14 protein-coding genes are annotated in these 12,319 nt (G+C 66.1%); 4 read left to right on the top strand and 10 right to left on the bottom strand.

Annotated elements, in window-relative coordinates; all coding sequences use genetic code 11:
* Positions 1-41 precede the first annotated feature (41 nt).
* The 3 genes from VGN72_19705 to VGN72_19695 all read left to right on the top strand — a co-directional run bounded on the left by VGN72_19705 (position 42) and on the right by VGN72_19695 (position 1,988).
* A complete protein-coding gene (locus VGN72_19705) occupies positions 42-863 on the top strand; it encodes an amidoligase family protein (protein HEV7301600.1) in 822 nt (273 codons plus the stop codon).
* Positions 864-935: 72 nt separating this feature from the next.
* Positions 936-1,655 (top strand): hypothetical protein, encoded by a 720-nt coding sequence (locus VGN72_19700; protein HEV7301599.1) that lies wholly within the window; start codon positions 936-938, stop codon positions 1,653-1,655.
* Between the two features lie 33 nt (positions 1,656-1,688).
* Positions 1,689-1,988, top strand: a complete 300-nt coding sequence (locus VGN72_19695) for a helix-turn-helix transcriptional regulator (GenBank protein HEV7301598.1) — start codon at positions 1,689-1,691, stop codon at positions 1,986-1,988.
* Here VGN72_19695 and VGN72_19690 read toward each other — a convergent pair.
* The 3 genes from VGN72_19690 to VGN72_19680 are packed head-to-tail and all read right to left on the bottom strand — an operon-like array spanning position 1,949 to position 3,573.
* Positions 1,949-2,167 carry a hypothetical protein gene (locus tag VGN72_19690; GenBank protein ID HEV7301597.1) on the bottom strand — a complete coding sequence of 73 codons (219 nt, stop codon included), beginning with the start codon at positions 2,165-2,167 and terminating at the stop codon, positions 1,949-1,951. The two genes, VGN72_19695 and VGN72_19690, sit on opposite strands and share 40 nt — an antisense overlap.
* A gap of 9 nt (positions 2,168-2,176) precedes the next feature.
* Complete coding sequence (locus VGN72_19685) at positions 2,177-2,425, bottom strand: hypothetical protein (GenBank protein HEV7301596.1); 249 nt, start codon at positions 2,423-2,425, stop codon at positions 2,177-2,179.
* Positions 2,416-3,573 (bottom strand): GNAT family N-acetyltransferase, encoded by a 1,158-nt coding sequence (locus VGN72_19680; GenBank protein ID HEV7301595.1) that lies wholly within the window; start codon positions 3,571-3,573, stop codon positions 2,416-2,418. Before VGN72_19680 ends, VGN72_19685 begins: the two co-directional genes overlap by 10 nt.
* A 65-nt stretch (positions 3,574-3,638) precedes the next feature.
* Here VGN72_19680 and VGN72_19675 point away from each other — a divergent pair, with 65 nt between their 5' ends.
* Positions 3,639-3,860 carry a hypothetical protein gene (locus VGN72_19675; GenBank protein ID HEV7301594.1) on the top strand — a complete coding sequence of 74 codons (222 nt, stop codon included), beginning with the start codon at positions 3,639-3,641 and terminating at the stop codon, positions 3,858-3,860.
* On the opposite strand, the gene VGN72_19670 is transcribed toward VGN72_19675, so the two are convergent.
* The 7 genes from VGN72_19670 to VGN72_19640 form a co-directional block, all read right to left on the bottom strand.
* Positions 3,853-4,542 carry a ParB N-terminal domain-containing protein gene (locus VGN72_19670; protein ID HEV7301593.1) on the bottom strand — a complete coding sequence of 230 codons (690 nt, stop codon included), beginning with the start codon at positions 4,540-4,542 and terminating at the stop codon, positions 3,853-3,855. The genes VGN72_19675 and VGN72_19670 overlap by 8 nt on opposite strands.
* Before the next feature lie 3 nt (positions 4,543-4,545).
* Positions 4,546-6,153 carry a phage portal protein gene (locus VGN72_19665; protein HEV7301592.1) on the bottom strand — a complete coding sequence of 536 codons (1,608 nt, stop codon included), beginning with the start codon at positions 6,151-6,153 and terminating at the stop codon, positions 4,546-4,548.
* A gap of 6 nt (positions 6,154-6,159) precedes the next feature.
* Positions 6,160-6,480, bottom strand: coding sequence for a hypothetical protein (locus tag VGN72_19660; GenBank protein ID HEV7301591.1), 321 nt, complete (start codon positions 6,478-6,480; stop codon positions 6,160-6,162).
* 46 nt (positions 6,481-6,526) lie between these two features.
* The gene (locus tag VGN72_19655) at positions 6,527-7,228 is read right to left on the bottom strand and encodes a hypothetical protein (protein HEV7301590.1); all 702 of its coding nucleotides are present in this window, start codon (positions 7,226-7,228) and stop codon (positions 6,527-6,529) included.
* A gap of 33 nt (positions 7,229-7,261) precedes the next feature.
* Positions 7,262-9,358 carry a terminase gpA endonuclease subunit gene (locus tag VGN72_19650; protein HEV7301589.1) on the bottom strand — a complete coding sequence of 699 codons (2,097 nt, stop codon included), beginning with the start codon at positions 9,356-9,358 and terminating at the stop codon, positions 7,262-7,264.
* Entirely contained in the window at positions 9,327-9,890 is a 564-nt protein-coding gene (locus tag VGN72_19645) for a hypothetical protein (protein ID HEV7301588.1), read from the bottom strand. Before VGN72_19645 ends, VGN72_19650 begins: the two co-directional genes overlap by 32 nt.
* A 116-nt stretch (positions 9,891-10,006) precedes the next feature.
* Positions 10,007-12,268: a hypothetical protein gene (locus VGN72_19640; protein ID HEV7301587.1), complete on the bottom strand. Its 2,262-nt coding sequence runs from the start codon at positions 12,266-12,268 to the stop codon at positions 10,007-10,009.
* Positions 12,269-12,319 lie beyond the last annotated feature (51 nt).

The following is a 12,319-nucleotide window of genomic DNA, read 5'->3' as shown; positions in this document are numbered from 1 at the left end:
CTTATCGCATAACAGTCAACGAACACGAAAGGGACAGACAGATGAACGCTTCGGAAATCACCTTCGGCATCGAAATCGAGACCACGATCCCCGCGAACACGCTCACGATCGGTAGCTACGGGCACGGCCAGCCCATCCCGCAGTTGCCGGGTTGGACCGCCGCTCGCGACGGTTCGATCCGTTCCGGTCGCGGTCGGGTCGGGTGCGAGTTCGTGTCGCCGGTGCTGAAGGGTGCCGAGGGCGTCGAATCGATCATCGCGGCCGTCGCGTTCATTAAGTCGATCGGTGGGACCGTCAACCAGACCTGCGGCCTGCACGTTCACGTCGGGTTCAACAAGTCGGATGCCATCGCGACCGCCAAGCTGACGACGCTCGTGGCGAACGTCGAAAAGGCCATCTACGCCAGCACCGGGACGCACAGCCGCGAGCGTGGCGACTACTGCCGCCCGATTCAGCGGTACGGCAACGCGGTCGACGCGACGCGCTACGCCCGTGCGGACCGTTACCACGTCTGCAACCTCGCCACCGTCAAGCCCACGGTTGAGTTTCGGGCGTTCGCCGGGACGCTGAACGAATCGAAGATCATCGCCCACGTGATGATGGCCGTCGGTTTGGTGGAACGGTCGTTGAAGGCCGCCCGCGTCACGAACTGGACCGCCAAACCCGTTTCACCGACCAGCCCGATCGCCCGCAAGGGTGAGGGGCAGACGGCCCTGAATCGCCTCTTCTATCAGTTGGGTTGGACAAAGGGCCGCACCGATTACACCTACGGGAACGTCGCTGGAGCACCGGTCACCGTCGTTACGCGCGCCAAGCGGACGCTGATGAAGTTGGCCCGCAAGTATGACGGTTCGACCCGGTAACGGGTCGGGCCGCCGGGGGCCGCGGCACGTGTCGCGGCCCCGTTCGCTCTCACGCTCGGAAAGGAACTGCACATGTGCTCGATTTTCGGATACGTCGCCCGCGAGGGTGAGCCGGTCGACCTGACCATTCTCCGCCGCATCATCAACGTGAACATCAGCCGCGGCCCCCACGCCTTCGGCTTCGCCTGGATCGACTCGCGCGGTCGGCTGCACTGCTACAAGTCGCCGGGCCGGCTGACGAACCACCTGAAGATGCTGCCGATCCTGCGGGACGCCTGCATGCTCGTCGGCCACCTGCGGTTTGCCACCCATGGCGACGCGACCGACAACACGAACAACCACCCGCACCCGGTGGATGGCGGCTGGCTCGTGCACAACGGCATCGTCGCCAACTATGAGGATCTGCTCGACGAACAGAACCTGTTTCCGACCAGCGTGTGCGACAGCGAGGCCATCGGCCAGTTGATCGAGCGGAGCGAGGCATCGGGCTTTGCCCGGCGAACCGCCGAGGCGATCGAGCACACGAGCGGTTGCCTCGCCACGCTGTCGATCTGGACGCGGCCGGCCAAGCTGATCGCCGCGCGACGCGGCAACCCGTTGCACGTCGGGTCGAACCCACGCGGAATCTACCTCGCGTCGCTGCCGCAGGGCCTGCCGGGTGCGGTGCGATCGCTGAAGGACAATCAGGCGATCGAGATCGACGCGGCGGGCATCACGCGCCGGCGCGTCGCCATCGCGGGCGAAACCTACGCAGCGCGGCAGTATGATTTCGCCAGCTACCGCGGCGGCTGAACGCCGCCGCCGCCCCTCAACCGGAGACGAGCGATGCCGCTGGACCGCGAGAAGATCGAGACGTTACGGAAGAAACGCTTCGCCACGATGGAAGCGGCGGGCGAGGCGTACGGCTTCACGGGCAAGCCGAAACAGCAGTGGTACCACCTGGCGAACGGCACGAAGGGCGACCCGAAGCTCGGCACAATCGAGCGACTGTGCGAGATCCTCGACTGCTCGGTGCTGGACATCCTCACCGACGACTCGCCGGCGATGCCGAAGCGGCGCCGGTCAGCGGCCGCCGCGGCCGCGGCTCAGATCCTCAGCTCGCCGTCGGGCTCGGCCGGGTCGTAGGCCTTCCCGTCCTTCACCATGAAGGTCAGGTGCAGTTCCATCTGCTTGCCGAACACGTTGGTGACCTTGATGCACTCGTCGCACTGGTACGTCGGGTACGTGTTGCCCGATTCGTCGGTGATCTCGCCGGACGCCCGGAGCGGGCGATTACATTTGGGGCAGGGAAACGGCTTGGCCATCCCGCCAGATTACTTCAACGCCCGCCAGATTGCAGCCAACTGATCGGCCATGGTCACCGATCGGCGAAACTTGCCGCGGATCGGTTCCACCCTCGGCGGCTCGTAGACGACGCGGGGTGGGGCCGCCAGTTCCAGTGGCATCTGCTTGAACTGCTCAAGGCGCCTCATCTGATTCCTGACGAGCAGCTCCTCCAGGATGCATTGCTCGAAGGCTGCGATCGCCGCGGTGCTGTCGACATCGAACGATATCAGTCGCATTTCACCACCCCGAACTTGCGAGCCTCCTCCGGCCGTGCCGGCCCGACGTACTGAAACCCTGCCGTGATCCGCCCCGTCGACAGCGTGCGCCCAAGGCCGGTCTGCTGGTTCGACTTTGGGCCGGCCGACCCGCTGACGATGCCCGGCTTTCTCGTCACCGCCCACACGGGCGAGCGGGCGCGATACTTGATCATCGCCGGGTGGCTGGTCGTGCTCATGTACGGCTTGCCGGTGGCACGGAACAGCGAGGCGACGTACTCGCTCATGCGGTTGCCCAGCCCGATGCCCTGGTAGTCGGGATGGCACACGGTGCGATGTTCGCGCCAACCGGGCTTCACCGCGTGCGGGAACGGCAGGACCGCCGTGAACGCGGCCGGCTGCCCGTCGACGAACGCCACGAAGCACTTGCTGCTCGCGTGGATCGCGTGGTCTAGATAGTGATGGTGTCGGAAAAGGTCCCATGCCTTTCGATTGACGCGTGCGATTTCCAACTGGATTGGCGGTCGCCGAACCGACCCCCTTACGGCCTGACACCGCACGATTTCGCCTGGGATCATGTCGATGATCCAATCCGGTTCGAAGTATTCCACCGCGTCCGGGTGGACGCAGAGCGCCACGAGCTTGCCGCCCCGCCGGCGGACCGCCTTCGCCGCCGCGGCGGCGGCCACTTGGCGGGCCTGCTGGTGCACGAGCGAGCCGAACTCGTCTACGACGGCCAGCTCGGGCCGCTCGGCGAGCGTGCGGGCGAGATCGACGCGGAACTTGCCGCCGTTACTGAGCGCGCCGTGCGGCTTCTTCCAGTCTGGCGGGCTCGAAAAGCCGACCGCCGACAGCAGGCCGGTGATCTCGTCGATGCCCATGCCGTCGGGGAAGCCGTCGGCAATGCACTTGCCGGCCGGCCAGGGCCAGTAGCCAGCATCGACGACGCTATCGGCGCCGAACAACTCGCGGGCGATCGTCGTCTTGCCCGCCATCGATGGCCCGACGATGACGCCGACGCTCCATTCATCCGGCAGCGTCAGGTCGACGTTCCACTCGCGGACGCTGGTGGCGTCGGTCGGGAGGTCGAACTTGCCGCAGACCTGGTAGAAACGCGGCGTGCGCTCCACAGTCACTTCGCGACGGAGTTGAGAGGCAGCACTGGTCATCACGTCTACTTGCTTTCCGGGTTACCTACGTTTCCAATCCCTTGCACATTCACAGGGAGGTCCAGATGGCTCTAGGCGATGAAGCGGCGTTTCCCCGCAACGGCAAATTGGCAGAGGCACAATTTGACGTCCCCGGCATGACCTACCGTCAATGGGCGGCGGGCATGGCTCTGCAGGGACTGCTGGCCGGACCTGGCGACCTAAGTCCTACCAAAGCGGCTAGGTATGCCGTTGAGGCGGCCGACCGACTCATCGGCGAGCTCGGCCTAGACGAGCCGGCTAAGTGACGTTCGGGGCCGTGAACTGGTACCCGCGCCCCTCGAACTCCTTGATCAGCTCCGCCTGATGCCGCTCGTCGGTGCAGGTGATGATGATCTTGAAGACCGACGGGTATTTCTGCTCGCCCGCGGGCGGATCCTTCGGCGGCGGTGCCGGTGCGAAGCCGTGCGCCTTCTTCACGTCACCGTTCAGTAGCGCCTCAAGCTGGCCCTCGTCGAAACCGATGTCGCCGAGGTCGAAGCCGTCCAGTTCGGCGGCCAGCTCGTCGGTCTGCCGTTCGAGCTCCGCCTGGTCCCACTCCGCCAGCTCGGCGGTGCGGTTGTCCTGCAGGGCCCACCGCATCGCGGCGGCGCCAGTAAGCGCCGTGCGGGCCCGGGCGATGTACTGCCAGCCCAAGGCCTTCGCCTCGGCCCAGGTGCCGTTGCCGGCGAGGATCACGCCGTTGGCGTCGACGCTGATCGGCTTCAACTGGCCGTTCTGCTGCAGCGACTTGGCGATCGCCGCCCGGTTCTTGTCGCCGTGCGTGCGAGCGTTGCGCGGGTCGGGCGTCAGCGAGTCGATCGGCACCGCCAGCGGGCGCAGGTCGGGCGTGATGTGCTCGACGGCCGCCACCGGCACGATCGAGCCGTCTGCCAGCGTCACCGTGTCGCCGGCAGCCGGAGCTGCGGTTGTCTTCTTCTTCGTGGCCATTGCCTACTTCTTCTGCCCCGGCGACGGCGCCGAGGCGCTGCCGTCCTTGATGGCCTTCGTGCTGCTGCCGTCGTTCGGCGTTTCCAGCGTGTCGATGAGCTGGCCACCCTTGAAGTAGTCGCGGTGGTAGAGCTGCGTCCAGTGCACGTCTTTGGCCGCGTCTTTGAACTTCGTCTTGAGCCGCTCGGCCGCCTCGATCGCCAGGGTGATGCCAAACTCGTTATCGGCGACGATCTCGCGTGCGACCTCCTTGAAGTCGTCGCCGTTCTCGGCGTGGCGGCGGGTTAGCGACGTCTGCCAGGTCTGCACCTGCAAAGCGAACGCGGCCGCCTCCTGCATGGGCTGCAGGTACTTCCAGCCCGGCGGGTTCCACTGGTGCGAGAAGATCCGGTCGCCGAGCTTGGCCGCGGCCCGGGCGACGCGTGGATCCTCGGCGATCCACTGGCGGATCTTCCAACGCCACAGCGGCGTGTAGAACTGGCCGATGCGACGGTATTGCTGCTTGACGAAGCCGAGAATCGCCTGGTCCCATGCGACCCGTAGGCTGCTGAATGACCCTTCGCTGGGGTCCAGCAGCATCATGAACAGGGGCACGCCCACCTGAACGCCGACAAGGCTCATCAGCATCCGCTGGTGCGGGATGAAATTGTCGCCGGGCAGGTTCGGGCTGTGGATGTTCAGCTTCGTGCCCGGGGGCGGCTGGTACATCTGCCCCGGGCTCACGCCCTCGTTGATCGCGCGAGTGAACGCGTCGATCTGCTGTTGCTCGCGCTCGCCGACGACGTTGTCAGCACCGTAGGTGGCCGCCGGGTCGCGGTCCCAACTCCATACGGCACAGGCGGCGATCTGCTGTTTCACGCTCGTGGCGAACGTCGTGTCCTCGATCTGCGTCAGCAGGTCGAGGACGCCCTTGAGCCACAGCACGCCGCGCGTCTGACTGAACCGGCTGGGCCGGTATACGTGGAACACCTGCGGGTTGCCGTCGGCGTCGTACGCTGGAACGATCCGCGCGTCGCCCACCTTGGCGAACCGCTGCTGGGGCGAGACGTCCTCGGGAGCGAAGTAGTACCGCAGGCGGCGGCGGCGATCGTCCAGTTCCACGCCGTGGACGATGTTGCGCTTGCTGTTGGCCGGCGTGCGCAGCCGATGGGCCTCGATCAGCTGCAGCGACCCATCGTCGATCGGCAGGGCCAACACATCGCCATCGGCCATGTCGGCCCGCGCAACGCTCCACTCCATCTCGGGGAACGTCTGCGTGCCCGATGCGTCGCACATGTCCTTGTCTGTGGCCCAGGGGAGCCACTTGTCGACGTAGAGCATCGCGTCGACCTCTGGATCGCCGGTGTTGGGCTTGGGCGTGTAACCGGTCTGCGTCTGGTTGTCGGCCGCCCGGTCGTAGAGCATGCCAACGATCGTGTCGTCTCGGTCGGCCGCCCGGCCGTACTCGCGCATCTTGATGAACGCCGCCTCGTTGGCGTAGTGCGTGTCGGCGTGCGTGCCAATGCTGTTGACGCCTGGACGGCGGCGGCGGAAGCGGTTTTCCACCATGCCCTGATATTCGGCCTTCATGGCGCCGAACGAGGCAATCGCGTTGGGGCTTGTGCGTGGCATGGGTGGCTAATCTCGAAAGCGGACAAAACTGGCCCGGACGATGCGCGTCGGTTGGCCCCCGTTGGCGGCGGTGCCGACCGCGTTGTCGCCCGCGCCACCGCCGCCGCCGTTGGCTTCAAGCCACTCCGTGGCATCGTCATACTGCTTTTGGATCAGCTCAAGATTGAAGCTGACGTTGCCCTCGCGCGAGCCCGACGTGGTCGGCATCAGCACCAGAAGTTTCGACGCGGCGCCGATGAACGCCGACGCGCGCGCCACGGTGCGCCACGGGGGCACGTTGGCGAGATAGGCCTCTTGGGCAGCGAGAAGTTCGGCGGCGACATCCATGGCGGTGAGCTACGAGGTGCAGGAGCGACGGGGGACCGGCTAGGCGTCATGCCTGCAGTACTGCGGCTTCGATCTGGTCGAGAAGCCACCCGTACACGTCCGACGGATCGCGGAGCTCCACGCCGTTGCGCACGAGAACCGCGTGGATGCGCGACTGCAGGTTCGCCTGCTCGCTCGTGAGCTTTGGTGCAGGCGACCGCCGCACGTACCCGATCGCCGCAGGTTCATCCTCGAGCTCGTCGATCAATTGTCCCACGCTCATGCGCGGCGCCACGGCCTTCACCGGCTCCGTAGCCAGACTGGCGAGCGGAGGGGCAGGCTGAACGTCGAGGGCTGGATCCAGAGTAGCGTGGGGCGTTTCGAGCACCGCGTTCTCAAAGTCGGCAACGCGATCGGCGTCTTCAAGCTGAGAGGCAACCAATGCTGCGATGAGGTCGAGCTTCGCCGGGTCGGTGGTCACCGGCGGAATGACCAGCGGTGGCGCGTCGTCGCCCGTGGCAACCTCGGCGGCGATGATCTCGGAACGACCGCCATCAGCCGGCGCGTCAGCGGCGGCCGTTGCGGGCTGGGCGAACGGGTCGCCACCAGCCCGTGTGATCAGCTCGTCTAGCTCCTTGATGCGCACGTCGCCGATGCGCGTGTCGGCCAGGCGGTCCTCGCGCGACATCTTCATCCAGTCACCGACGGTAATTCGAAAGTACTTCGTGTCGAGCGTGACGGGCTTGGGTTCAGTGGTTGCCTTGGCCATATTCAGATCCTCTCAAAGTGTTCGTGCTATCGTTTAGCGTCGCGGGGCCAGGAAGGCCCGGCCGTCCGGTGCCCGGAAACCGCCGCCCATGCCGCTACGGGGAGGCGGGGTCGTAATGGCGGCCTGCAGGTGCTGCTGTTGCCGGATGATCGACCGTGGCGTGGGCAGCGCGACGCACAGGCCCATGCCAATCGCCATCGCCATCTGATACGTCTCGCAGTCGTGCAAGTCGTGCCGGGCCCCGGCGGTCTTCGGGATCCAGCGGTCGACGAACGCCTTGCCCGACTTCACGCGCGTCTTGAGCATGTTCGACAGGTGGCGGTTGTAGTGCTCGTCGTCGTTCGAGTCGTTCAGCGACCACTGAGGCACCGAGAGCAGCTCGCCGGTCTCCGCGTCGGGTACCTGCACCTCAGCGGTGAACTGGTGGCTGAGCTGGTCGCGGAAGTTCGCGCCGTCGATCAGATATAGCCGGATCGGGAACGGCGCCTTGCGGTTGTCGATCGGGGCATAGGTACGATCTCGCATGCGCACGCCTGGTGGCTCAAGGGCCTTGCTAGCACCCTTCAGGGCGAGTCGGTACAGCGGATTCCGGTTGCACCACTGATAAACCTGCTCCGTGCGCGACGCGTCACGGTTGAGGCTGTCGACGCCGCCGCCCGAGTCGATGCCGAGCTTGTACGCCCGCAGCGGTGGGAAGCAGTCGTGCTGGTACCGCCACTCGCGACGTTCGAACAGGTCTTCCAATTCCTCGAAGCTGCCCGCGCGGCCGTGGTGGATCCGCTGACTACGCATCGCGTAGCCGTAGGCCCGTACGACGAACCAGAAGTGATCCTTCTGGGTGTCGACCGTGACGAGGATGCGGCTGACCCACGGCGGCAAGATCTGCTGTGGGAACGGGACCGAACCCGTGTCGGGGTCGGGCAGGCACTTACTGCGGAAGATGCTGGTCGTGAGGATCGCGACAGGATCCTTGAAGTCCTCCCCGAGCCAAAGGTTAAAGAACCCTTTCAGCTGCTCGGGCCGGCCGTCGCACTCGATGTACTCGGCGGCGATGTCCGCTAGCGACACGCTGAGGTCGATCAGGGCGTGGATGTGCATCCCGACCTTGCCGCCCTCGGGCTTCTCACCTTCCTCGCTGCCGTCGGTGTAGATCCGCCAGCCCAGGTCCTCGGTTGCCCAGAACCCACCGATCAGCATCGCCCGACGGTGTCGCTCGAGGATCTTCCCCTCGCCGGCCGGATGCATCGTCGCGCACTGCGGGTTGCTGCACTCGACCCACGCAGCGGCACGTGCCTTCACGCGTGCTGCGCGGCTCTTGGCGTCGGGCAGGTCGGCGAACTTTTCCCACTTCAGCCGGTCGAAGGCCGCCCGCTGCGGCGTGCCGCAGTGCGGGCAGTGGCAGTAGTAGGCCAGCTTGACCTGACAGTCGTCGTAACCAACGGCGATGGGCCCCAGCGGCGTCGACGGCGTCGACAGCGCGATCAGCAAGCTGCCCTGCTCCTTGTACGTGCGGAGGCGGACGCGCGCTTCATAGACCGGATCGACCTGCAGGCCGGCCGCCGAGTACTTGTCGACCTCGTCAAGGATGACCAGGGCGTACGGGTCGGACGCCATGGCCGACGGCGAGCCGGCCCAGGCGAGCGACAGCTCGAAGCCGTTGGTCAGCAGGACCGACGTGAGCTTCTTGTCCTTCGTGTTGCCGGTCAGCAGCGCGCGGAGGACCTCGGTGTCCTCGAACAGCGGGATCACGCGCTTGCGGACGATCTTGCGGCCTGACTGTTCGTCGGGCAGCACGAGCATCACCGGCTTCGGGTCCAGGTGGGCGCACCTGGCGATCACGTTGCGGACACCCTCAGATGCGCCGAATTGGGCCGACTTTTTTATCCACAGCTCGCGGACCTCGCGATGTGTGGCCAGCAGCATCAGCCCGACCAGGCCCGGCTGGTTGGCGTTCATCCAGCGACCCGGCCGCGAGCTTTGCCGTTTGGTCAGTTCGCGGTGCTTCTCAGACCATTCCGGGACGTTCAGCTCCTCGGCTGGCGCCCATGCCGCCGCCTCTTCGGCGTCCCAAAGGGAATCGGCCGACGGCGGCGCGGCATCATAGGGTACTACTTGGGGCAGCTGCGTCATGGGCGTCGGGTTGAGCGGTCGTCGCCGACGGCTCCGACGACGACCACTTCCGAAGGATCTCGAGGATCCGGCCCTTGATCATGGTTTTCGTCTCGGCGTCGACCGGCAGGCCGTCGGGCATGTTCAGCATCGCCGTCTTGACCTCGTGGATCTGTCGCAAGCGGCGACGCTTGCACTCCTCGACCGAGTGAAACAGGCCCTTGTCGCGATCGAGCTTGAAGTCGATCGTCTTCTTGCGGGAGACCTTCAGGCCGACATCGACCTGTTTGGCGACGGGCAGGTCCTTCAGCTGCGTGGCCAGGTCGCCGCCCCCACCGCCGCCGGCACGGTCCGAGGGATCATCGGCCAGCGTGTCGGTCGCCCACAGCTTGATGCGGTCGACGTCCGCGGCGGTCCAGGGCCCCGAGCCGAACGTCCACTGTGGGTTGCGCACCCACTTGCGCACGCTCGACTCGCCGCGCCCGACCAGCTTCGCGAGGCTGCGGATGCTATCTGCCGCGATTACCGGGGTTTGCGGTCGTTTGGCGGCCATGGGTGCGCTACTGCGCTACTGAAAATTTCAAACCGGGTATCGCTCGATGCGCGAGATCACCTAACCCGCACGGCCCCCACCCCCCCGGGAAGGACCCACGATTTTCTGACAGAAAACTAGATGGTTTGACCATCCCGCAGTCCGCCCAAAATTTCGTTCAGCGGGAACGATTCGCCGTCAGTCGGCACTGCGAACTCGATCTCCTTGCCGTCGCCGCGGCGGGCGGCGTACCGCGCACCGCGAAGGACCGGAGCCTGCAGAAGGCCGTTGGCGTCGCTCGTCTCGGCGTATGGTGCGGTCGGAAAGCTGCGGCCGGGCTCGGGCACGCCGGTCTGCACGGTCGCGATGAGGCGGAACGTAATCGCCACCCGCGGTTGAACGGCGCCGCGGCGGTCGTACGTCGTCAGCGTGCCGATGATCAGCTCGGGGTCGGCCGCCACCGTGATCGTCTGCGCCGTCATCACGACCGTAATCGTCGCGTTGGCGCCGATCGGCTGCGACGTCGGCACGTACGTGAAACCGACCGCCGTGACGCTCAGCATCCACGTCGCGTCGTCGAGTCCGAAGATCGCGATGCCCTGATCGTTCGTCGTCGCCGAGCGCGTCTCGCCCGGCCGGGAAAAGCGTACGTTTGCCGCCTCGATTTCTTGTTCATCGCCGTCGGTCACGACGACGGTGACCGTCCGGGCGCCGGTGCCGGAGACCGACAGCTGCCCGACCGCGGTCCCGATCGCCTCGACGCTGTCGCTCGTCGCGTCGAACGTCCCGCCGCCGGCGTTGATCTCGCCCGCGGCCGTGGCGTCCGGGGCCGAGCTGCGGACGATCGCCCGCATCCAGTTCGGCAGCGACGTCATGCCGCTGAACAGCGCATCTGTAATGCGGCCCACCAGCGTCGTCGTGTGCGTCGCGGCCGTCAGCGCCGACGTGGCGGCCGACAACGCGTCGGACTCGATGCTTTGTGCCCGCGTCGGTGACATGTCCACCATGTCCCCGGTGGCGATCGTGGCGGGCGATTTGCCCGATGCGTCCACGTCCAGCTTACGTCCGGGGGTCGTGGGACGAAGGGCAAGGTCGGCGCTGGCCTTGGCCTCTACCGCCTTGGCGTAGGCGTCGGCCAGGAACGTCACGTACTGCGATCCGGCCAGCTTCGATGAATCAACAGCGGACCCGGAGACGTAAACCAACGCGCCGGTTGTCTTGATGTCCACCGCGCCCGCTCCGCCGTCGCTGCGCGTCATAACCGACGTGCCGTGAAGGTGAAGGTCGAGAACGGCGTCCTGCACGCCGAACGCCGTCGCCGTGCTGCCCGCCACGGTCGCGGTCGCGAGAACAACGCAATCCTCGAACGTCCAGACCGGAGCGCCGAAATCAATCGAGGCGCTGTTCGTGCCGATGCCCATCGAGTGATTGCCGCCAATCGAGGCAGCACCCGTTATCCGACAGATGGTCCGACGCACGGTCAGGTCGATCTCGTTCTCGCTGAAGATCGCGTCCCATCCGGAATCGAGGATGCAGTCTTCGATAATCTGATGAACCTTGTACGCCGGGGGAGCCACATCGATCGCCTTGACATAAACGCAATCCGTCCGACCCCGAATCCACGCGTTTCGCAGGATCGCGGGACGCGCGTCGGCGGCGTCGGCCCGACGCGTGTACGGAAAGTCGAATCCCGTCGTGGTGACGGTCACGATCTGCAATCCCTCAAGCACCGTGCCGCTCTCCGCCACGAAACACGGTGCGCCTGTGCCCGCATCGAGCACGTCGCTTTCGATGATCGTCTCCGTTCTGCCCTGCCCGACGACGCGAACGCCGGCCGGAATGCTGATCGTCTCGGTCGTGCGGAACGTGCCGGGACCGGTCACGACGGTAGACCGGTTCGTTGCGCTTTCGATCGCCAACCTCAACGCCTCCCCGCTTGTCAGGGCGTTGCCGTCGTGCTCGACGTACGTGACAGAGCCGTTGCCGTAAACAGATCGCGATAATTGGGCGATCGTCAGCGTGCTGGTCCCGAGGCTGGCCGGGAACGTCACCGGGGCGGCGGCGTTGGCGGTCTGGCCGGCGATCTGCGTCACGTTGGCGGGCGACACGTCCGGCCCGTACGTCTCGGCCGACAATGCCTGTGAGAACGTCGTGGCCGCCGCGTCGTACACGCCCACCGAATAGTCGCGGTCGAACGTCAGGCCCGCGGGGATGTCGGCGTAGTAGACGCCCGTCGCCCCGACCTGCACCAGCGCTATGCGGCACTCGGTGAACGTCGCCGATTCGGTCACCCATGCGGGTGAACCAGCGCCCGACACCTGGCGCACCTGTCCCGGCATCGCGGGGTTGTACACGGCGACGTAGCCGGGCGCGTAGTAGGGGCCGAATTCCTTAGCCATGAGTGAACGTCTCTTCGCGAAGTTAGCGGCGCGTGAACCGATCAAGGATCT

The organism is Tepidisphaeraceae bacterium, from assembly GCA_035998445.1.
Lineage (GTDB): Bacteria > Planctomycetota > Phycisphaerae > Tepidisphaerales > Tepidisphaeraceae > DASYHQ01.
The sequence above is the reverse complement of the archived record's forward strand: the minus strand, read 5'-3'. Positions and strand labels throughout refer to the sequence as shown.